At 52.3% G+C, this 21,732-nt stretch carries 20 protein-coding genes; 15 read left to right on the forward strand and 5 right to left on the reverse strand.

What is annotated here, in order from left to right; genetic code table 11:
- Nucleotides 1-20 precede the first annotated feature (20 nt).
- On the reverse strand, nucleotides 21-452 hold the full coding sequence (locus tag PBA01S_RS05255; RefSeq protein WP_016311933.1) for a VOC family protein: 432 nt from the start codon (nucleotides 450-452) through the stop codon (nucleotides 21-23).
- Between the two features lie 375 nt (nucleotides 453-827).
- Between PBA01S_RS05255 and PBA01S_RS05260 the strand changes: the two genes are divergently transcribed.
- The 8 genes from PBA01S_RS05260 to PBA01S_RS05295 all read left to right on the forward strand — a co-directional run bounded on the left by PBA01S_RS05260 (nucleotide 828) and on the right by PBA01S_RS05295 (nucleotide 9,548).
- Nucleotides 828-1,691, forward strand: a complete 864-nt coding sequence (locus tag PBA01S_RS05260; RefSeq protein WP_016311934.1) for a MurR/RpiR family transcriptional regulator — start codon at nucleotides 828-830, stop codon at nucleotides 1,689-1,691.
- A 202-nt stretch (nucleotides 1,692-1,893) separates the two neighbouring features.
- Complete coding sequence (gene murQ / locus PBA01S_RS05265) at nucleotides 1,894-2,808, forward strand: N-acetylmuramic acid 6-phosphate etherase (RefSeq protein ID WP_127575490.1); 915 nt, start codon at nucleotides 1,894-1,896, stop codon at nucleotides 2,806-2,808.
- 30 nt (nucleotides 2,809-2,838) lie between these two features.
- Nucleotides 2,839-4,293, forward strand: coding sequence for an ABC transporter substrate-binding protein (locus tag PBA01S_RS05270; protein WP_016311936.1), 1,455 nt, complete (start codon nucleotides 2,839-2,841; stop codon nucleotides 4,291-4,293).
- 84 nt (nucleotides 4,294-4,377) lie between these two features.
- A complete protein-coding gene (locus PBA01S_RS05275) occupies nucleotides 4,378-5,301 on the forward strand; it encodes a carbohydrate ABC transporter permease (protein WP_016311937.1) in 924 nt (307 codons plus the stop codon).
- Nucleotides 5,302-5,322: 21 nt separating this feature from the next.
- Nucleotides 5,323-6,183 (forward strand): carbohydrate ABC transporter permease, encoded by an 861-nt coding sequence (locus PBA01S_RS05280; protein ID WP_016311938.1) that lies wholly within the window; start codon nucleotides 5,323-5,325, stop codon nucleotides 6,181-6,183.
- 16 nt (nucleotides 6,184-6,199) lie between these two features.
- The gene (locus tag PBA01S_RS05285; protein WP_127575491.1) at nucleotides 6,200-7,417 is read left to right on the forward strand and encodes an anhydro-N-acetylmuramic acid kinase; all 1,218 of its coding nucleotides are present in this window, start codon (nucleotides 6,200-6,202) and stop codon (nucleotides 7,415-7,417) included.
- Between the two features lie 47 nt (nucleotides 7,418-7,464).
- Nucleotides 7,465-8,607, forward strand: coding sequence for an exo-beta-N-acetylmuramidase NamZ family protein (locus PBA01S_RS05290; protein WP_127575492.1), 1,143 nt, complete (start codon nucleotides 7,465-7,467; stop codon nucleotides 8,605-8,607).
- Nucleotides 8,608-8,624: 17 nt separating this feature from the next.
- Nucleotides 8,625-9,548 carry a BadF/BadG/BcrA/BcrD ATPase family protein gene (locus PBA01S_RS05295; protein ID WP_016311941.1) on the forward strand — a complete coding sequence of 308 codons (924 nt, stop codon included), beginning with the start codon at nucleotides 8,625-8,627 and terminating at the stop codon, nucleotides 9,546-9,548.
- Between the two features lie 88 nt (nucleotides 9,549-9,636).
- Here the strand turns inward: PBA01S_RS05295 and PBA01S_RS05300 are convergent, their stop codons facing one another.
- Together PBA01S_RS05300 and PBA01S_RS05305 are read right to left on the reverse strand one after the other, a co-directional pair.
- Complete coding sequence (locus PBA01S_RS05300) at nucleotides 9,637-11,001, reverse strand: (Fe-S)-binding protein (RefSeq protein ID WP_255315294.1); 1,365 nt, start codon at nucleotides 10,999-11,001, stop codon at nucleotides 9,637-9,639.
- A complete protein-coding gene (locus PBA01S_RS05305) occupies nucleotides 10,998-12,410 on the reverse strand; it encodes an FAD-binding oxidoreductase (RefSeq protein WP_127575493.1) in 1,413 nt (470 codons plus the stop codon). Before PBA01S_RS05305 ends, PBA01S_RS05300 begins: the two co-directional genes overlap by 4 nt.
- A gap of 167 nt (nucleotides 12,411-12,577) precedes the next feature.
- Between PBA01S_RS05305 and PBA01S_RS05310 the strand changes: the two genes are divergently transcribed.
- Nucleotides 12,578-13,288 carry a FadR/GntR family transcriptional regulator gene (locus PBA01S_RS05310; protein WP_164744089.1) on the forward strand — a complete coding sequence of 237 codons (711 nt, stop codon included), beginning with the start codon at nucleotides 12,578-12,580 and terminating at the stop codon, nucleotides 13,286-13,288.
- A gap of 104 nt (nucleotides 13,289-13,392) precedes the next feature.
- Here the strand turns inward: PBA01S_RS05310 and PBA01S_RS05315 are convergent, their stop codons facing one another.
- Nucleotides 13,393-14,505 carry a DNA alkylation repair protein gene (locus PBA01S_RS05315; RefSeq protein ID WP_127575495.1) on the reverse strand — a complete coding sequence of 371 codons (1,113 nt, stop codon included), beginning with the start codon at nucleotides 14,503-14,505 and terminating at the stop codon, nucleotides 13,393-13,395.
- 150 nt (nucleotides 14,506-14,655) lie between these two features.
- Between PBA01S_RS05315 and PBA01S_RS05320 the strand changes: the two genes are divergently transcribed.
- Together PBA01S_RS05320 and ybaK are read left to right on the forward strand one after the other, a co-directional pair.
- The gene (locus PBA01S_RS05320; RefSeq protein WP_127575496.1) at nucleotides 14,656-15,966 is read left to right on the forward strand and encodes an MFS transporter; all 1,311 of its coding nucleotides are present in this window, start codon (nucleotides 14,656-14,658) and stop codon (nucleotides 15,964-15,966) included.
- A 98-nt stretch (nucleotides 15,967-16,064) separates the two neighbouring features.
- Complete coding sequence (gene ybaK, locus PBA01S_RS05325; RefSeq protein WP_127575497.1) at nucleotides 16,065-16,541, forward strand: Cys-tRNA(Pro) deacylase; 477 nt, start codon at nucleotides 16,065-16,067, stop codon at nucleotides 16,539-16,541.
- A gap of 5 nt (nucleotides 16,542-16,546) precedes the next feature.
- On the opposite strand, the gene PBA01S_RS05330 is transcribed toward ybaK, so the two are convergent.
- On the reverse strand, nucleotides 16,547-17,425 hold the full coding sequence (locus PBA01S_RS05330) for a helix-turn-helix transcriptional regulator (RefSeq protein ID WP_016311948.1): 879 nt from the start codon (nucleotides 17,423-17,425) through the stop codon (nucleotides 16,547-16,549).
- A gap of 167 nt (nucleotides 17,426-17,592) precedes the next feature.
- Between PBA01S_RS05330 and PBA01S_RS05335 the strand changes: the two genes are divergently transcribed.
- The 4 genes from PBA01S_RS05335 to PBA01S_RS05350 are packed head-to-tail and all read left to right on the forward strand — an operon-like array spanning nucleotide 17,593 to nucleotide 21,731.
- Nucleotides 17,593-18,732, forward strand: coding sequence for an LLM class flavin-dependent oxidoreductase (locus PBA01S_RS05335; protein ID WP_127575498.1), 1,140 nt, complete (start codon nucleotides 17,593-17,595; stop codon nucleotides 18,730-18,732).
- Nucleotides 18,733-18,743: 11 nt separating this feature from the next.
- Entirely contained in the window at nucleotides 18,744-20,030 is a 1,287-nt protein-coding gene (locus PBA01S_RS05340) for an ABC transporter substrate-binding protein (RefSeq protein WP_127575499.1), read from the forward strand.
- 1 nt (nucleotide 20,031) lies between these two features.
- Nucleotides 20,032-20,904: a carbohydrate ABC transporter permease gene (locus tag PBA01S_RS05345; protein ID WP_127575500.1), complete on the forward strand. Its 873-nt coding sequence runs from the start codon at nucleotides 20,032-20,034 to the stop codon at nucleotides 20,902-20,904.
- Nucleotides 20,905-20,915: 11 nt separating this feature from the next.
- Nucleotides 20,916-21,731 (forward strand): carbohydrate ABC transporter permease, encoded by an 816-nt coding sequence (locus PBA01S_RS05350; protein WP_016311952.1) that lies wholly within the window; start codon nucleotides 20,916-20,918, stop codon nucleotides 21,729-21,731.
- Nucleotide 21,732 lies beyond the last annotated feature (1 nt).

Raw genomic sequence — 21,732 nt, forward strand, 5'->3', positions numbered from 1 at the left:
ACCCGGGAGAAACCGCAGGATTACCTGCTGTTTCTCCCGTCGTCATAACTGAGCTGCCATTCAATGCCGTACTTGTCCGTTACATTGCCGTAACAAGGGCTCCAGAATGTTTCCTGCAGCTCCATCTTCACCGTTCCGCCCTCCTTGAGACGCTCAAACGCGGCGGTGATTTCCTCTCGATTGGTGCTGACCAGCGCCAAACTGATATTCGTTCCAACGGTATAAGGGGAGCCTGGGAACACGTCGGAGAACATCAGATGACTGCCGCTTACCTGCAGATTGGCGTGCATGACCCGATCCTTTGCTGCTTCGGGAAGCGCATAATCCGGTTCAGCCGCATGCGCTTCGCCGTAGGTCATGATTTGCGGCCGCTCCACACCAAACGCTTGGGCGTAAAACTCCACCGCTTCACGGCAGTTGCCGTCGAAATACAAATATGCGTCAATCGGCATATCCTTCTCCTCCTCTTAAATAACTCTCGTTGTGCATAGACTCCCTTAAAGCTTACCCAGAATCCACCAACTTGAATCAGACACAATCCATAAATGGGATATATTAACTCAAGATTTATTTCACTATTTCCAAAAGACATTCGATGGGAGATAGGAGGAAAATACAGTAAACTAGAGATTTTTTGTTTACATTACGATAATATAATTCGTAAATTAATATCATAAAGATGTTTTAACTTTAAAATATAATTTCAAACGAATGAAATGAATTTCCAAAAAAAATTCACATGGTTTGCTTGTTTTTTGTCAGCTTTGCGCTTAAGATATGATTGCAAGTCTAGTAAATATATCCAAATAGTGAAGTAGGTAATGAAGATGGCTATTCATGATAATATCCTGATCAAGATTCGCGATATGAAGGAAAATCTGACGCCGGTCGAGCGCATGGTCGCGGAATATATTCTCGCCAATACAGAAGACATTCCCCATCTTTCGATCAAAAGCTTGGCCAAGCTGAGCAAAACAAGCGATGCTTCGGTGCTTCGGTTCTGCAAAACGATGGGATACAGCGGTTACCGCAGCTTTATCGTCAGTATTTCCGCAGCGCTTGGCTCGATGGACGACGAGCGGAAGGATCAGTACACCGATATCCAACCGGGCGATGACCTGGATACGATCATTGCCAACATTTCGCGCAACAATATGAAGTCGATTGAGGATACGTTAAGTGTGCTGGATCGCGGCGAGGTTGCTCGTGCCGTTAAAGCGCTTCGAGCCTCTAACCGCATCGTGTTCTTTGGGATCGGCGCCTCCGGATTGGTGTGCCAGGACGGGGAACAGAAATTTTCACGAATTAATAAAATGTGCCATGCGTACACCGATGGTCATAGTCAGTTGACTGCGGCGACATTGCTTGGCAAAGGTGACGTTGCCATCTTCGTCTCAAACTCCGGTAGTACCCTTGAAATTATAGAGACACTGGAGATTGCCAAGAAGAACAACGCGACAACGGTCGCCATTACCAAATACAACAAAAGCGAGCTTGCCGATAAGGCGGATATCCTGCTCGGCATCTCCACACCGGAGATCACCATGCGCAGCGGGGCGATGGGCTCTCGGATTGCGATGCTGACGATCATAGACATGCTGTTTGCCGGAGTGGCCAGTGCAGAATATCAACATGTGAAGAAGTATTTGACCAAGACGCATAGTATTTTAGCCGCGAAGCACAAAAGATAAAGGAAACAAGCTTACATCAGACATTGGATCCTGACGATCCGATGTCTTTTTTTGTTGAAAAAAGGAGTAAAAAATCAAAAATATACTACACAGTAAAATTTTATTTCAAAATCTATTGACGTGGTAAAGTTTACCACCGTAAACTAAGACTCAAGTAAAGGGTGGATCAAACCAGATCATCAGTGAGGAGAATGAAGACGCCATGGAAGAATACTATGCTGGGCTGACGACGGAGGCTATCAACCAAAATACGCTAAGGATTGATGAATGCTCAACCGAAGAAATGCTGCGTCTTATGAATCGGGAGGATGCCACGGTACCCGCCTCTGTGGCTGCGGAAATTCCGCAGATTACCAAGGCGGTGGATACGCTGCACCAACTGCTGAAGCAGGGGGGGAGAATGTTTTATATCGGGGCAGGGACTTCGGGCAGATTGGGGGTGCTGGATGCTTCGGAATGTCCACCAACCTTCGGCGTTGATCCTGAGCTGGTGCAAGGGCATATCGCCGGTGGAGACATCGCTTTAAGAGCAGCGGTCGAAGGTTATGAGGATAACGAGGAGGAGGGGATGGCATTAATTGAACGGCTTGGGGTGACGAACAAGGATGCAGTGATCGGTATTTCGGCCAGCGGCAGCGCCGGCTTCGTCATTGCGAGCTTGAAGAAAGCTGCTGAGCTGGGGGCAACGACCATTGGCATCGTCAACAACAAGGCATCCAAGCTGGAGGCAGTCTGCGATATTTGTATCTCACCTGTGGTAGGACCAGAAGCAATTATGGGCTCTACCCGTCTGAAGGCAGGAACGGCACAGAAGCTGGTGCTGAACATGCTCACGACCTGCACGATGGTGAAGCTGGGGAAGACGTACAATAACCTGATGGTGGACTTGAAGGCGAGCAACAAGAAGCTGTATGACCGTTCTATCCGCATCCTCAAAATCGCCACCGGTGTCGACAGTGCCACCGCAGCGAAAGTGCTGGAGGAGGCATCACTGAACTGCAAGCTTGCGATCCTGATGATCAAGACGGGGATGGAGGCCAAGGAGGCTGAGCGTCGATTAACCGAGTGTGACGGAAATCTCAAGCTGGCGATTCGCACACAAAACAAAGTGGTTTAACACGATTATCCAGGGGGAGGATTTTTGGCGATGAGAAAAATGCATGTATGGGCATCTGTATTGGCATTAACCATGTCGATCAGCTTATTGACGGCATGCGGGTCGGGGAACAAAGCCGCAAACGGCGGCGATTCCGCGACTCCCAACAACACCAATAGCTCCGCTGAAGCGCCTGCCGAGGCCAAAGACACGATCACTGCGTTACTTCCGCCGGTTTCAGGCAACTTCCAAAGTCGTTTTGAGGAAATCGAGAAAGATTTTAACGCCCTGTATCCCAATTTGACTTTAAAAATTGAACCGGCAAGCTGGGAGGACATGACGCAAAAGCTGGATACGCAGGTGAATGCCGGCAGTCCCCCGGATATTGCCTTTATTGGCTCGGACGGAATTTCCAAATACGTGCAGCAGGGGATGTTAATGGACATCACCGATACCGTAACCCCGGAAATGGTCGCGGATTTTGACCCGACACCGCTTGAGTACATGAAGAAAGCGGATGGACTGTACGGGTTCCCGGCCTATATGGAAGTTCACGCCCTTGGCGGCAACAAGCAATTCCTTGAAGAAGCAGGGATTGATTGGAAAAGCGTACAGCAAAACGGTTGGACATACGAAGAGTTCCGTGAAGCGATCAAAAAAGGCGTCGTGAAGGAAGGCGATACGATCAAACGGTACGGCTTCGTGTTCGCAACTGCCGGGGTGACGGCTAAGGATTATCTGAACATCCTCATCAAAAATGCCGGGATGCCTGCTGCATTCACCAAAGACTTAAAATTTGCTTACACCAGCAAAAATTATTTGGAAGTGTTGAAGGCGGTACGGCAAATGATTGATGACGGCTCGATGCCGAAGGAACTGAGTTCCGTCGATGCCGGCAAACGCTGGAACATGTTCCTGACCGGACAAACGATGATTACCGGGAAAGGGCTGGCCACCTTCGAGAACTCGGCAAATCAAAACAATGAGAAGCTGAAGGCTAATGACGGCAGTGCGGTCGCTGGCAGCATTCCGGTTGAGTACATTGTCCTTCCTGTCCCCACGTTCCTGGGCCAAGAGCCGGTCTCCAGCACAGTCGTGGACGGTTATGTCACCTTCCGCGGCAAGAAGGAGCCCACCGCCGAGCATAAAGCTAATGTCGTGAAGGCGGCCTACTATCTGGCCAGCGGCAAAGTAGCGGCATTGACGAACAATGACCTGTTTGCGGCGCACATTACCAAGAGCGGAAGAGAAGCGGCGAAGGACCTGACGGTGAACCGGAATCCGGATAACGTTGCCGCAGTCGAAACTTTGTTATCCCACGCCAATCCGGCACGTCCGGATATCCCGGTGGAGCTTGGCGCCCAGGCGATCAAGCTGGAGGATGAAGTGATCATTCCGAAGCTGCAAGCTTTGTTGGCTGATGAGATTACGCCGGAGGAAATGTACGAAGCTGTCAAAAAAGAAGCGATCAAGATGTTTGGGGAAGACGGCGTAGTGATCGACTAACCAATGGAGGATCGGATAGCCGTGGGGAAGGTCTGCGGCTATCCGAACCGTTTTTTTACACTAGCGAAAAGGAGTTTGGACACGATGGCCCAGTTGGCAAAAATGCGGACGACAGGCCCAACCAAGAAGAAAATGCTGCGGATCAAAGGTGACACGAGCTGGGCATACGCTTTTATCGCCGTGGCGCTGGTCGTCTACGCCGTATTTACCGCCTATCCTGTTGTCAGCGCTTTGATTATCAGTTTTCAGGAATACAAACCGCTGGGTTCCCAGTTTGTCGGATGGGAGAATTATGCAAATACCTTCACTGACAGCTTATTTTGGAAATCGATCAAGAACACGATTGTTTATACTGTTTTAACTGTTCCGGTTTCTTTGTTCCTGTCTTTTGTGATCGCCATCATGATCCATCCGCTGCGTAAAGGAATGCAAACGACCTTTAAAGCGATCTATTATTTGCCGGCGGTGGCATCCGGTGTAGCCCTGTCGGTTGTCTGGCTCTGGATCTTTGATCCAATGACGAGCGGGATCTTAAACCAGCTGCTGGGCTTGTTTGGCATCACGAACCAGAACTGGCTGGGCTCCAGCTCAACGGCGATGTTCTCGCTGGTGTTGATGGCCTGGCTGTCCAGTCACGGCACGAGCATTATCATCTATTTGGCGGCGCTGCTTGGCATTGATCACAGTTACTATGAAGCGGCGGAGCTGGATGGGGCATCGTTCCTCCAGAAGATCTGGTACATTGTAATTCCCTGCCTTAAGCCAACAACGTTGTTCCTGCTGGTGACCGGCGTAATCGGTTCTTTCCAGGTGTTCCAGAACGCTTATCTGATGACTGGAGGCGGTCCGGATAACGCGACCACGATGGTGGGGTTGCTGATTTTTAACAATGCCTTCAAGTATTTTGAATTCGGAGAGGCGGCGGCACAATCCTTGATTCTAACGGTGATTATTGCAAGCATTTCCCTGCTCCAGTTCAAATTTATGGGCAACGACATCGAATATTAGCGTGGGAGGGAGGATGAACCCATGGCACTATACAGTAATCATACCGGCCATCCATACGTGAGGCGAATCCGCAACGCAGGGCTCATGATCGTTCTTCTGCTTTTTGCGCTGGCGACGCTGTTTCCGATCTACTTCATGATCATTTCCTCCTTCGGTGATCCTGTGGAAGCGGGGGCCTTAAGCTATTCGTTGTGGCCGGGCAAAATATCGCTGGATTCCTACAAGTTTTTCTTCGACTATAGCGAGTATTCCTATCGCTGGTTGTTGAATTCGCTAATTGTGGCGACCAGCGTGATGGTGTCGAATGTCCTCTTTGCGACCTTGGCGGGTTACGCCTTCTCCAAAATCCGTTTTCGCGGCAGATCGCTGTTGTTTTCGATCATGCTCTGCGCGATGATGATTCCGTATCAAGTGACTCAGGTGCCGCTTTACATTTTGATCGTGAACGTATTTCAGATTGAAAATACGTACGGTGCGTTGATTATGCCTGGTCTTGTCACCGTATTTAACATCTTTCTTGCCAAGCAGTTCATGACTTCCATTCCGTCCGAAATTTTAGAATGCGCGAAGGTGGAAGGCTGCAACCAGCTTCAGATGTTCACGAAGATCGTTCTCCCTCTCTCCAAAACCGTGATGGCGGTCATGGCCATTCTCACCTTTATGGATAGCTGGAACACGTTCTTCTGGCCGTTTCTGGTTACGAACACGATGGACATGCAAACGATTCAGGTAGGGCTCAAAAACTTCCGTTTCGCGAACACCACGTATTTCGCTCCGATGATGGCGGGGGCGACGATCTCGGCCTTGCCGATGTTCATCTTGTTCTTCAGCTTGCAAAAATATTTCCTGGAAGGCGTCACGGTTGGCGCGGTGAAGGGATGAACCTGGAGGTGAGGGGATGGGACGTCCTCGCGGAACTTCTGCGGCTTACCGCTATGCGGTAGGTTTGATGTCAGGAACCTCGGTCGATGGCATCGATGCTGCTGTGATCGCCATTCGCGGTGACCTAGATGGAAGTGAAAAACCGGAAGTCCGATTGGTAGCGTACGAAAACACGCCATATTCAGATCAGGTTCGGGCAGAGATCTTTGCCATGTTTGATCCCCGGCAAGCGACGATCGACCGGGTAGGTCGTCTGAACGTGTGGCTGGGTGAGTTGTTCGCCCAAGCGGCGCTGGCGGTGATTCGGAAAGCCGGGTTAACTCCCGGTGAAATCGCCTGGATTGGCTCCCATGGCCAAACCATTTATCATGCGCCGAACGCGAGCCTCGTGGAGGGCCTCGATTTACGGTATACCGTTCAAATCGGGGAAGGGGCGGTGATTGCAGCCCGGACAGGAATCCCTTGCGTCTCTGATTTTCGCGTCGCAGATATGGCCGTGGGAGGCCAAGGAGCTCCGCTGGTACCATATACGGAATATTTGCTGTATCGTGAGGAGAAGCGGACGCTGCTGTTGCAAAATATCGGAGGGATCGGAAATATGACCGTTCTTTCCCAGAACTGTCGATCAGATGAGGTGTATGCATTTGATACGGGGCCCGGGAACGTATTGATCGATGGTGTGGTGACGCGTCTGACTGGAGGCGCAGCCACGATGGATGTTGGCGGAAGTCTGGCCCGGCGCGGCCAAGTGCATGCCAGGCTGCTTGAAGAATTAATGCAGGAGCCTTACTACGAGCAGCCGATTCCGAAGTCAACCGGACGAGAGCTGTTTAATGCGGCCTACATTGACCGTCTGTTAGAGTACCAGGCACGGTATGGTCTTTCAGCAGAGGATCTGGTGGCTACGGTCACCCGGCTTACGGCCTGGACGATTGGTGAAGGATATCGCCGGTTTGTTCGGGCCCAGCATGCAGCCGATGTGTTGATTGTTGGGGGAGGCGGGAGCTATAACCCAGTGCTGATGAGCATACTGGCGGACGAGATGAACGCGATGGGGGTTGCTGTGATGACGCAGGAAGAGCTGGGCTTTCACAGCGACGCCAAAGAGGCGGTAGCGTTTGCGTTATTAGCGGGCTGCACGCTGGATGGGGTGCCGAACAATCTCCCGCGGGTCACCGGCGCCGCTCATCCCGTGGTGATGGGGAAGATCAGCTATTCAGTTCCCAAGCGGTAATTCGACGGTCGGTCAACGTGCAATTGTAGAGAGGGGATGTTAATAGGATGGTGGAAAACGGGATTGATCGGCTTTCGGAATATGCCAATCTGCTGCAAGGCCATCGGCTGGGGTTAATTACAGCGCCGACCGGCCTTACCTCGGATTTTAGGTCTACAATTCAGGTGCTGCATGACCAGTTTCATCTGACGGCCTTATTCTCGCCCGAGCACGGGGTTCGCGGAGATCAGGCCGCTGGTGCGCTGGTCGACAGCTACATCGATCCGATCACGGGGGTGCCGGTACATAGCCTTTACCGACAAGATTCCAAGCGGCTGACACCGGAGATGCTCGATGAGGTTGATGCCGTCGTCTATGATATTCAGGATGTAGGTATTCGATACTATACTTACATCTATACCATGCTTTACGCGCTGGAGGATTGTGCGGCAGCGGGCAAGCCTTTTGTCGTGCTGGATCGAGTGAATCCGCTGGATGGTGTTACGGTGGAAGGCAATGTGCTTAAGCCGGGGTTTGAGTCGTTTGTCGGCAACTATCCACTTTGTGTACGGTACGGTTTAACTGCCGGGGAAGTGGCCCGCATGGTCAACGAGCAAATGGGCTGGAATGCCGAATTGCATGTGATCCCGTGCCGAGGCTGGGACCGGAGCATGCTCTATCCGGAAACCGGGCGGATCTGGGTACATCCGTCGCTCAATATGCCTAGGTTTGAGACCGCCTTGCTGTATGGGGGCACCTGCTTGTTTGAAGGGACAAATCTATCCGAGGGGCGCGGCACGACGTTCCCGTTTGAAATGATCGGTGCGCCTTATATTCAGCCGGAGCAGCTGGCCGCGGAAATGAATGCGAAGCGATTGCCGGGCGTGCTGTTCCGGCCGGTGTATTTTAAGCCGACGACCTCCAAACACGAGAGGGAGCTCTGCGGCGGCGTCCAGTTGTATGTGACCGATCCTCGGGCGCTGCATGCGGTGGAGACCGGATATATCCTGCTGGATACCATTCGTCGAAACTACGAGGAATTTGCTTTCCTGCCGCCGATGCAGGAGAACCACTTGTCCTTCATCGATATGCTGAGCGGCGACAAGCTGCTTCGCGAAGGGACTTTGCCGCTTCCGGAGCTATTGGAACAGTTCCGGGAAGAGAGCCGGGCGTTCGCTGCGATGAAGCAGCAATATCACCTCTATGCCTGAGGGGAGGCTGGATTCAAATGAGATATGTCGTTGGCATCGACGGCGGCGGTACGAAAACGAAAGCAACGGTTGCCGATGAGACAGGGAACATCGTTCGCTCCTTCGCCGTCGGTCCGCTGAATCTCAACGGTCAGGATGCCGGATCGGTGGAACAAACGCTAGGTCATCTCCTGCAGATTACGACCGAGGTGTGCGGCGGGCTTGATCATTGTGTGCAGATGTGTCTCGGCGCGGCGGGGATTAGCAACCCGGTTGTTGCGGAGCGACTGACAACGCTGATCCGCTCCGGCGGTTACCACGGCGGGCTCGACTTGGTAGGCGATCACGAAACCGCGTTGTGCGGGGCGTTAGATCGCTCGATCGGCATGATCCTGATCGCCGGGACCGGGTCCATCTGCTTCGGGCGGAATGCGCGCGGGGAAACCCATCGAACAGGGGGCTTCGGTCACCTGATCGATGACGAAGGCAGCGGCTATTTCATTGGCCGCGAGCTGCTGAGCGCGGTCGTCCGGGCGGCGGACGGACGGAGCGGTCCCACTGCGATCACGGAGCTGGTCTATGCGCAGCTGGAGATCGATTCGGTGCGGCAGCTGATCGGGTTCGTGTACAGCAAGGACACGAACAAGAAGGACATTGCCGCACTAGCCCCGCTGCTGTCGCAAGCCTGCGAGCTTGGCGACAGCACGGCGCTGGCAATCGCGCGGCGCAGCGCGATCGCTCTGGCGGAGCTGGCCGCTCCCGTGGCCAGCCGGCTCGCCCTGGAGGAGGGCGAGCTGGCGCTGGCCGGGAGCGTGCTGCTCCGCAGCGCGCACGTGCAGGCGGGCGTTAGGGAAGCGCTCAGCGAGCGCTTCCCCAGGCTCACCTGCACGCTGCCCAAGCATGACGCGGCCTACGGCGCGGTCATGCTGGCGCTGCGCGCGCTGGCGCCCGGGCGGGGCTAAGCCGCCCGGCGCACAAAAGGCGTTTCCCTTCAGGTTGCATCCATGAAGGGAAACGCCTTTCCTTGTGCTCTGATCAGCCAAGCAGAGCTTACAGAGCCCGGTCTAACAGATCCATAATATGCACGGCTTCCATTTGCTTATCCAAGCCGGCTCGCAAAATGCCTTGTTTCATCTGTAGCAGACAGCCCGGGTTCGAGGTAACGATGAGATGAGCTTTCGTCTCACGGACCTCTTCCATCTTGTCGTCCAAAATTTGCATCGACATCTCAAATTGGGTCAGGTTGTACGTCCCGGCTGAGCCGCAGCAGCTGTCAGGATGGCGCATTTCTACAAGCTCCAATCCCGGGATGCGGCGCAGCAGCTCACGGGGTTGGTTACGCACACCTTGACCGTGGGCAAGATGGCAGGAATCTTGATACGTGACTTTGTAATTCAGCGGCTTGCTGAATTGGAGAGGGGGGAGCTCGGCTAGCAGCTCATTCGCGTCGCGGTTGCGGGCAGCAAACCGCTTGGCTCGTTCCTCCCACACCGGATCACCTTTGAACCAGTGCCCGTATTCCTTTAACGCCGCCCCGCAGCCTCCGGCATTGTTCACGATGAAGTCAACTCCGGCTCGTTCAAACGCTTCGATATTCCGCTTGGCTAGTTCTTTGGCGCCAGCCATTTCGCCGGAATGGGCATGCATCGCTCCGCAGCAGTTCTGTGCTTCGACAAACACGACGTCGCAGCCGGCTTTGGTTAACAGCCGCGCCGTCGCCTGATTCGTCTCGAAGAACATCACATCCATGACGCATCCGGTGAACAAGCCGACCGTGAGTTTGGTTTCGCCTTCGGCTTTCATGTGTTGCTCCCGCTTGCGGCGTTCGCGCGGGGAAGCAACTGTTTCGACCGCCTTCTGCATTTCGCGCATCGACTTCGGCAACACCCGGATCAGACCGGTTTGATTGGCGAAGGCTTGCAGACCCAGCGCTTGAGCTCCCCACAGGACATTGCCCAGACGACGGACACGTTTCGGATACGGGAAAATTCGTTCGAAAATCAAGTTGCGCAGTACCGAGGGCTTCGCCGTCTCTTGCTTCGTTTCCTGCACAACATGACGTGCGGTTTCCAGCAAGCTCCCGTAAGGCACACCCGCAGGACAAGCCGTTTCACAAGCCCGACAACCCAGGCAAGCGTTCATATGTTGCTCGAATTCCTCATTTACCGGGAGCTGCCCGGTTGCCACGCCCTTCATTAAAGCAATCCGTCCGCGGGGACTGTACGTTTCCAGCCCGGTTTGCTGATAGGTTGGACAGGTAGGCAGACAAAACCCGCAGTGCATACAGTTCATGATTTCATCCAGATCAAAGGGTTGCAGGCGGTTGCTGTCTGTATGGGTCATAGGGAGGACCGTTGTTCCGCCGCAGGCAGGGGAGGCGAACTCCTTAGATAATGAATGGTTTTCTCCGCTCATCGTTGCACCACCAATCTCCGCCGATTTGTAAAGTTAACGATTTTACCGGGATTGAGAATACCGTTTGGATCAAAAGCGGCTTTGAGGCGCTGCATCAGTTCCAGGCCGGCTTCACCCGTTTTCAGGTGCAGGAAGTCCTTCTTGGCCAACCCAACCCCGTGTTCCCCGGTAATCGTGCCTCCTAATCGAATCGCCGCGTGAAAAATCTCCTCAAACGCTTTCTCCACGCGTTCGATTTCCTCCCGGTTCCGTTCATCAGTCATACAGGTCGGATGAAGGTTGCCGTCACCGGCATGACCAAACGTACAGATCTGTACCCCATATTTCTCGGCAACCCGTTCCACTTCTTCGACCATTTCCGCCAGACGGGACCGTGGCACGGTGGCGTCCTCCAAAATCGTGGTCGGCTTCAGTCGGGAGAGGGCCGATAACGCCGCACGCCGCGCAGCCAGCAGCTTCGCGCCTTCCTCGGGTGTGCTGGCCACTTCGACTCCAGCAGCGCCGTGTTCTTGGGCGATGGTCGCGATCTGCTCGATATCGCGGTTAACGACTTCGGCCGGCCCGTCTTGTTCAATCAGGAGCATCGACTTCATTTCCAAAGGGAGACCGAGCTTCGCAAAGTCGTCCACGACCTTCATCGTTCCTTGATCCATGAACTCTACGGTGGCTGGGATGATTTTCGAGGCGATGATGGCTTCGACGGTTTTAGCGGCATCCACCAAATTCCGGTAATAAGCGACCAGGGTTCGCTTCGTTTCCGGCAATGGGAGCAGCTTGAGCGTAACCTCCGTGATGACGGCAAGCGTTCCTTCGGAACCAACGAGCAGCCGCGTCATATCATATCCGGCGACGTCCTTGACGTTCTTCCCGCCGCAGCGCAGAATCTCGCCCGACGGCAGCACGTATTCCAGGCCCATCACGTAATCCTTCGTTACGCCGTACTTGAGTCCGCGCATCCCTCCGGCCCCTTGGGCGATATTTCCGCCAATCGTGGAAATCCGCATACTCCCTGGGTCTGGCGGATAGAACAGTCCTAACGCTTCGACGGCATGATGCAAGTTGGCGGTGACAACTCCAGGGCCAACGGTCGCTGTCAGATTTGCCGTATCAATTTCGTGGATTTGATTCATTCGGTTCATGTTAAGGACGATCCCGCTCTGAATCGGAATGGTGCTGCCAGCGAGGTTGGTACCGGATCCTCGGGTGATAATCGGAATCTGGTGCGTATTCGCTAACCGCAAAATGCCGGAAACCTCCTGAGCCGAGGCAGGGAAAACGACCGCGTCAGGTAAGGATTGGTACATCGGCGTAGCATCATAGGAATAGGCGTATAGATCGGCCGGGCGGTCCAACACCCATTTGTCCCCGACGAGGGCTTGAAGCTGTGCTTTCACTTCGGGACTGATCAATTCACATTCCTCCCGTTTTCTGGTATAAACAAATTATCAGATTAATCAGGTCATCAGATGAATTTTAAATTTGAAATAAATCTACCATATCGCTGGTAAATTGTATAGACTGTAATTTAAGAATGATGATTGTTTTAGGAAGGCCGCGGCCGGAAGAGGGAGTAATCATGGATTTAGGCAAAAAAAATTACGAAATCATCACCGAGGAACTGGAGCGGATCATTGCAACCGGGAAGGTGAAGCCGGGAGAGAAGCTGGAGACAATCGAAAATATGGCCAAACGCTATCGCGTTGGCCGTTCCACCGTCCGCGAGGCGATCAGCCATTTGAAAGCCCGGGGCCTGCTGGAGACGCGGCAGGGAGGCGGAACCTACGTCCGGGCGCAGGCATTAGAATCAATGGCAGCCCAGCAAATCAAGAACTGCGAGGACCTGCAGCAACTGCTGGAGGTGCGCAGCATTCTGGAGGTTGGAAGCATTGAGCTGGCAGCCCTCCACCGGAGTGAAGCCGATGTGGCTGAACTTTCGGAGATCGTTGCTCTAATGGAGGAAGCGATCGGGAACGAAGAAGTCAGCCAGGTGCATGACGTCAATTTTCACTTAGCCATCGCCAAAGCAACGCAAAACCCGTTGCTCCGTCAAATGATGGAAAGCATCTCCACCATGATGATGCGTACGATCCGCGACAGCCGCAGCTTGTGGCTGTTCAGCGAGCAGGAATCGGCCCACCGTCTGTTCCAGGAGCACCGCCAAATGCTGGAGGCGATCCGCAAGCAGAACCCGCAGGCAGCGGCAGACCTGATGCGGACGCACCTAACCAAGGTTGGACAAGCGCTGATGGGAGCTTCGGATCAACCGAGTTCTTCGGAAATCAACTGAATGGATACGAACATCGAAAAGACCTGACTCCTTACGATCAGGTCTTTCTTTAGCATTCAAGACGTATAAGTATTACATGCTGCCCCCGGTTGTCTGCTAGCTTCTTATGCTTCGCCCGCTTGCAGCGTGAGTTGGGCTGCCGCCGTTTCCACGCCGTTGACCAGCAGCACGATGCGGTGTTCGCCAGGGTAATGGCGGCGGGTGGACAAGTCAGCCCAGCTATGCCGCCGAGTGCCGCTGAGGCGTGAACCGCCGGGTACCGTTTTGTCCGACAATAAAAATAGCTTCCGCGACGTGCGGCCTCCGGCTTTGACGAAATCGATGCCGTATTCAATGCGCACCTTGGCCGGGGCGCCTGAGCGGATGGTCAGCTCGTAACGGAGCTCGCTGGCCTCACCGATCCGCAGTACGTTTGGTTCAATTACGAGCGAGGCAGCTGTTGTCAGAGGCTCACTGTCCTCGCCGGTGGCGTAGCCGAACAGCTCCAGAACCTCAGGGCTGCCGCGTCGGATCAGCGTCCGGCAGCCGTGTCGAATGATCCAATCGGTGTGCGGATGGGAGCCTTTCCAGCGCCGGGCGATCTCCAGCACTAGGTCTGGATGGTCCTTAGCGATGTCGTTCAGGTTGTTGGCCACACTTTTGCGAACATACAAGCTCGGATCGGCCTTCATTTGCTCCAGGATCGGCAAAATTGGCGCGGGATCACGCTTGAACATCGGCAGTGCTTGTCCCCATTGCAGGCGCGGCCTGCAGCCTTCACTGGCCAAGCGGCGTACATGCTCGTTGTTATGCTGCGCCCAGGCCAACATTTGCCGCATCATCCGCTCGGGGTCCCGTTCAATAAATGAACGGACGGCAAACTCCGCGGACGATTTAGACGTGAAGCGCTCCAGCGCTTGCATCGCCTGCTCCCAGTCCGCTTCGGCCTGACCAAACACCTCTACGAAATCGGGAAAGAAGAGGTAGGGGAACCCCACGCAGGTATCATCAATGGCATATAAGATGTCCAGCGCTTCTCCAAAGCTGGCAGGCAACAAAGCGCCCAGCTTTAACGAGATCTGCCGCATCCGCGCCTTGAGCTCCAACTTGTCCCAAGTTTCGTCCATCACGTCAGTCACGAATCGTTCCGTATCAAAGGGAGCGTAAGCTTCCTTCACTTTGCTGCCGAAATCCCGCAGAAATTCCTCACTATAAATTGATTTTAATGTATCTGCCATGTCTATTCTCCGTTCTATCCAAACTGAGGTTGAAAGTTTCAGGGGTCTATTTTACGATAACGATTTAATTGAGCGCAAACCATGATGATACACGCTGTTAACGTATTTGATTATAATCTAACCATTTGGTAGTGAAAGGGGAAGCCCCAAATGAAAAAATCGGCAATCCGTGCTTGGATTCTGTATGATTGGGCCAATTCCGCGTATTCGACAACGGTGTTGGCTGCCGTGCTGCCCATCTTTTATGCCGGGGTGGCTGCGCAAGGGTTAAGTGAAACGACTGCGGCTTCCTATTTGGCCTATACGCATTCCATCGGCATGGCGTTGGTGGCGGTGATCTCTCCATTGCTGGGATCTATTGCGGATATATCTGGCCGCAAAACAACGTTTCTGACCTGGTTTGCGCTGCTTGGTATCGTAGGTACGTTGGGGTTCGCGCTCGTTGGCCCAGGGGACTGGCTGCTCGCTTCGGCTTTGCTTGTCGTGACGACCGTTGGATTCTCGGGGAGCCTCACCTTTTATGATGCGTTACTGCCGGACTTGGTACCATCGCCAAAACGCGATGATGTCTCAGCCAAAGGATATGCAGCCGGGTACATCGGCGGCGGGATCCTGCTGGCGGTCAACCTGCTGATGATCCAACAGCCGCACTGGTTTGGGATGAGGGATGAGCTTGCGGGCACCCAGCTTTCTTTCTTGACCGTGGGGCTTTGGTGGCTCGTCTTCTCACTGCCGTTAATGCGGAACGTCTCTAACCTTCCGAAGCAAGCAACCGGTCTTACGGCTGGAGGATACGTACGTGCTGCTTCTAAGCGGCTTCGCGGTACATTCAAGGATATTCGCCGTTATCCGCAGCTATTTCGGATGATCGCGGCCTTCTGGTTTTACAATGATGGGATTAATACGATCATCCTGATGGCCACGATCTACGGCACGACCTTGGGGATCGGTACCAGCGATTTGATTTTGGCTCTATTAATTACGCAGTTCGTTGGATTCCCTAGTACGATCCTGCTCGGCAAAGCGGCAACACGTCTCGGCTCCAAACGTGTGTTGATCGGCACGCTGTGGACCTATGTGGTGATTGTTCTCTTGGGCTTTGGCATGAGCAGCGCGCTGCATTTTTACATACTCGCTGTTATGGTGGGGCTTGTGCAAGGGGGAAGTCAATCGATTTCCCGCACGATTCTTAGCGAACTGATGCCGCCGAACCGGACGGGCGAATTTTTTGGCTTCGTTAACATTACGAGCAAGTTTTCCTCGATCTTTGGGCCGTTTGCTTTTGGGCTCATTGGACAAATCACTGGCAATTCGCGCCTGGGGATCTTGTCGTTGCTGCTGTTTTTTGGCTTAGGGATCGCTGTCGTGATGAGATTGAACCTAAACCGAGGAAAGGCGGATGCCTTGCGGGATATAAACGATCCTTTTTCTTCTGAACCGAAGCCGCCCGTAACGGCATAGGAAAAAACAACTTCATCCGTTTCCGGCCTGTCCTGCTTCCTGCAAAAATGCTACGATAATTGAATACAGGACCCAGGAAGATTAGAGGAGTGGAAACCATGGCCGAAGTCAAAACCAATGCCATGCGTATGCTGGACAAATCGAAAACCCCATATCACATCTTTGCATACGATGCCGAGGACGGACAAATTCATGGAACCGCGGTGGCGGAGAAGATCGGCAAGCCCGTCGAACAAGTTTACAAAACGTTGGTAGCCCGCCAAGGCTCATCGTTATTTGTATTTATTGTTCCGGTTGCGGAGGAGCTGGACCTGAAGAAGGCAGCCAAGGCCGCCGGGGTCAAAAAGATCGAGATGCTGCCGCTAAAGGATTTGCAGCAATACACGGGCTATGTCCGCGGCGGCTGCTCTCCGATCGGTATGAAGAAGCAGTTCCCCACCTTTATCGACAGAACGGCCGAACAACTGGAAACGATGCTTGTATCGGCAGGTCGGATTGGTTTGCAGATGGAGCTGACGCCTTATCAGCTGGCGGCCCAGGTCAAGGGGAAGTTCGCGCCGCTGATTCGTGAGTAAGAGAATTAGCTCGTTTGCTCCTTTTTCCCATTCATACGATATTCGATTGGAGATATCCCTAATCGCTTCTTAAACGCTTTTGAGAAGGAAGAAATGTCTTGGTAACCTACAGCTCTAGCGATTTCGGCAATAGTGTAATTGGTATGCTGCAAGAGCAGCTGAGCCTCCTGCATTCTGAGTTGGAGCAGGTAATTAACGGGAGAAGTGCCATAGGTCTTGCGAAACATTTTGGAAAAATGCGTTCGCTCGATGCCAACCGAAGTGGCGATCTCCTCAATGGTAATTAGTTCCGAAAAATGGTGCTCGATGAGCTGCTTTCCTTTATCAAGCCAGTCCAGAGTTAGATCTTGCTGCAGAACCAGCGGGGTTGGTAGTTCCAACGATTGAAAGATGGCATACATCCCGTGCAGGCGCGCGAGCGCCTGCTGGTGTTGATGAATTAAGTTGAGAAAAGCCGAAATGGTTCGATCCACCACGCGATTGGGCATATGCGGATGCTCCGGTGTCAGCCCTAGCCGCGCCAATGTCGCCAGCGCTTGTTTACCGTCAAAGGCCAAGATCAGCTTCTTGATGGGTTGCTGAGGATCGCAATAATATTCATGTATCACTTGAGGAAACAGGCAGAAGATATCATTAGGCTGAAGGTGATACTGCTTCTTCTGTTGGATAAAAGTGCCCGTTCCTTCCAATACGCACAACAAATAATAATTATGGGTAACACGTGGTCCGATGTGATAGTGAGGCTTGGCGAGATTCGCCCCGATGCGAAGTGGCCAAATCCCATGCTGCTTCTCGAAATCGGTGGGCTGAAGCGGATAAATCGCCAGCCACTCATGCTCATGTTCGTTCCAATGTTCAAGTTGAATCCCCTTTACCAATTCCACTGCACTCACTCCCCTTAAGCCTGGTACTCCCCCACAAAGAGACAAATCAATCTGCAACAAAAGGACATAGACACTTGTGACAACTTTGTGTACTCTAACTTATATCATATTAAACCTAGTAAAAACATAGGAAAATAATTATTTATTTTTCACATGGAGGCGAAGTCATGTCAGAACAGCAGCATGTGGAATTCGGATGGTTCCTGCCTACCACCGGAGATGGCGAATATGTAGGGATTCCTCCGCAACGGCCGGCTTCTCCGGAGTATCTGACAGAGATTGCCAAGGCAGCGGAACATGCGGGCTATGAGTTTGTCCTGATCCCAACCGGGGGCGATTGCTGGGATGGTTTTGTCGTTGGGAGCTGGATCGCTGCTCATACTTCGAAGCTTAAGAGTTTAGTTGCCTTGCGTCCAGGCCTAATCACACCAGTTCTTGCAGCCCGCAATGCAGCCACATTGGACCAAATGACCGGCGGTAGAACGATGTTCAACGTTGTGACCGGTCATTATCCACAGGACTTGAAGGCTTGCGGCGATCCGTTGTATGACCAGCATGATGCACGGTACGAACGGACACTGGAATTTGTGAAGGTAGTCAAGGGGGTATGGGAAGCAGGGGATGCGAAGGATGGAGGGTTTAACTTTGAGGGCAAGCATTATCTTATTGAAGGCGGCTCCTGTCAGCCCCCTGTCTTGCAGCAGCCTCATCCTCCCATCTATTTTGGAGGAAGCTCGGTTGCCGGCAAGAAGACGGCAGCTTTGACCGCGGATGTATATTTAATGTGGGCTGAGCCCCTTCAATGGATTCGATCGCAAATCGAAGAAATGAAAGACTATCTGCAAGAACTTGAGAGAGAGCAGGGGATCAAACGCACATTAAGGTATGGCATGCGTGCTCAAGTAGTTGTCCGAGAAACAGAGGAAGAAGCCTGGGCTGCGGCCTGGAAGCTAATAAGCAAAGCCGATCCAGAGCTCATTCAGTCCAGAGAAAAGCTGCATGCGAAAACCGATGCCGTAGGTCAAAACCGGCAAATGGATCTGTATTATCAATCGATTCAGGACGATTATGTGATTGCGCCAAATATGTGGGCGGGATTGTCAGCGATCCGCGGAGGCGGTGCCGTCGCTTTTGTTGGTACAGCGGAGCAGATTGCAGACCGGATATTTGAGTTCGTGGATCTTGGTGTGACTTCGTTTATTTTGTCCGGTTATCCTCATTTGGAGGAAGCGGAGATTTCAGGGCGCTTACTGATGCCGGTATTAAAGCAAAAAATGGCTGAGCGCGGCTTGGTTAAGCAGGATTAGGAGGATCGGATATGAGAAAATGGAGCGGATACATCATCATTCTTACGCTGGTGCTGCTCGTATCGGCATGCGGCAGCGACAGTAGCCAGAGCAGTCAAAACACGACTCAGTCAAGTCATGCCAACAGCGGCGGAGATCAACAAGAGAAGGTGAAACTGAGCTTTATTCATTGGCGCGGCGAAGATGTGGAAGTGCTGGACCGCATCATAGACAAGTTTGAACAAGAAAATCCGAACATCCAGGTTGAGACTCAGGTGTTCCCGTCGGATCAATATCAATCGACCGCTCAAGCTAAAATCGCCGACGGCTCCGTCGGGGATGTATTCACCGTATTTCCAGGAGCGCAGTTTCAAGCGATCGCCAAGGCAGGGCTCTTTACGGATCTGTCTACTGAAAGCTGGCTGGACCATTTCGAGCCGAACTTAATCGCTGCTGGACAATTGGATGGGAAACAATATGCGTTACCGTATCAGTTGGTCTATAATATTCCGGTTTACAATATTTCGCTGTTTGAGAAGTATCACGTGGATATTCCCCGGGATTGGAACAGCTTCTTGGAAGCTATGGAGGTGTTTAAGCAGGCTGGCCTAACGCCGATTGCTTTTCCAGGAGCGGACATTGGGCCTGGGCAACTCATGAACTCCATGGTGATGAATAATGCGCCGGATGAGGAGATTTTTGTGAAGTTGGAGGCCGGGGAAGCGAAGCTCACTGATGGATGGTGGGTGACCACTTTGTCGCAATTTAAGGAACTGAATGATCGAGGGTATTTTCAGAAGGACGCCGTCGGCGCGAAACAGGATTCTTCCATCGCTTTGTTCGTGCAGGAGCAGGCCGCGATTCTGGCAACCGGCTCTTACCATCTTGCCTCGAATAAAGCGAGCAACCCTAATCTAAAGCAAGGTCTGTTAGCCCCGATTACCGTATCTGCGGATCAGGCGGTTTATGAAGGGATTCATACCACCACATTTATGCTGGCGGTCAATAGTAAATCGAAGCACCCTGAAGAAGCGAAGCTGTTTATTGAATTTTTGAGTCGTCCAGATATCGCCGGGGAATATGCGAATGGTACAGGTCAGAACGTCACCGTCAAAGATGTGGAATACACTTCGGAAGAACTCCAAATCGTGAGCGAATGGACGAAGAAGCGGACCCGCTTCCAGCCGCGGTTTACGATCTCCAACGCCGAAGTTCAAAAGGCAGTTACCAATTCCATCCAGGCGGTACTAAGCGGGGAATCAGCGGAAAAAGCCGCGGCGGATGCGCAAGCGATCGTGGAACAGCAGATCGGGGAGTAGCATGAGAAAACATCTGCGATTGCTTCCGTTTGTTTTACCTGGGTTGTCTTTATATGCGGTGTTGTTTTTATACCCGACGATCTCCGCACTCTACTATTCTTTAACGAATTGGGACGGCTTATCACCGTCCTATCAGTTTGTCGGCTTGCAAAACTACCAGAAGGTCAGTGAAGATATCATCTTTCGCAAAGCTATGGGCAATAATGTGAAGTTTATGTTGACCGTGGTTCTTGTGCAAACCGTTGTCTCCTTGCTCTTAGCGTTGCAGATTTACAAAACAACTAAGTGGAATGTTTTCTTGCGCGCGTTATTTTTCTTGCCGACGATATTGTCATCGGTATCCGTAGGGTTTATTTGGACATTTATTTATGATTCCAATTTGGGTGCTGTCAATTTAATGTTGCAAAATATCGGGTTAGGAGGCGTGGCTCAAAACTGGCTTGGCGATCCGAAAATCGCGATCTTTTCGATCGCTGCGGTGCAAGCGTGGGCTCATATTGGGCAGATGGCGGTATTATTTATCGCCGGGCTTTTATCGATCCCTAAGGAATTGAAGGAAGCTGCCATTTTGGATGGAGCGTCTCAGATTCGATTGTTTTTTCGCATCATTTGGCCGTTGCTTGCCCCGGCGGCAGCTTTGGTGGTGTCCTATACGACAATCCAATCCTTTAAGGCGTTTGATCTCGTGTTTACGATGACCGGTGGAGGGCCTAACTACTCCACGGAGATTTTATCTACGTATATTTATAGCTCTGCCTTTCTTAACTACACGTTTGGTAAAGCGGCTACGGCTTCGGTCTACTTTATGATCCTGGTCGCAGTGATTACTTTTGTCCAATTTAAGCTGCTGCGCACAGATCGCGTTAGTTATTAAGGGGGGATAGAATGCTCCGTATCGTTGGAAAAGTGATGCTTGTTGGTTTTGCTGGAGTCATTCTGGCTCCTCTATTGATCGTGGTGATCACGACCTTAAAAACGAATCCCGAGTTTTATGCCAACCCGCTTTCGTGGCCGGACCAATTCTCCTTGGATAATGTGCGCAGCTTGTTTGCCAAGCAAATGATGTGGCGTTATTTTTGGAATAGCACGTTGATTACTTTCGTTACGGTAGCGGCAGAATTGCTGCTGGCAAGCAGTATGGCGTATGCGATCATGAGGTATGGAAAGAGCAAAGTCGGGAAGCTATTATTTGCGCTGTTCGCCATCGGTTTGATGATTCCGTCGCAGGTGAATATGATCCCGATCTATGCGTTGCTTCGGGAGTGGTCGCTGACGAATAGCCACTTCGGGCTGATTATGGTCAGCTTGACGATCTTGCTGCCGCTAAGCGTCTTTATCCTGTCGGGTTTTGTGAATACATTGCCCAAAGAATTAATGGAAGCGGGGGAGATTGACGGTGCAAGTGAACTCAGGCTGTTTACGCAAATCGTTGTGCCGTTATGTGCTCCTTACTTAGCAACCACTGCAGCCTTTTTATTTGTGATCGTTTGGAATGATCTGTTATTCCCGATGCTGCTGCTTGTGGAAAAAGATAAGCTGACCTTGCCGTTAGCTTTGCTTCAATTTAAAGGCGAGTATGTCACCCATTATCCGTTGTTAATGACTGGAGTTGTTGTTGCGGCGCTTCCGATGATCGTGATTTTTGTGTTCTTGCAGCGATACTTTATTGCTGGTGCATTGGCAGGATCGTTGAAAGGATAAT

It is taken from the genome of Paenibacillus barengoltzii NBRC 101215 (genome assembly GCF_004000745.1).
Classification (GTDB): domain Bacteria; phylum Bacillota; class Bacilli; order Paenibacillales; family Paenibacillaceae; genus Fontibacillus; species Fontibacillus barengoltzii.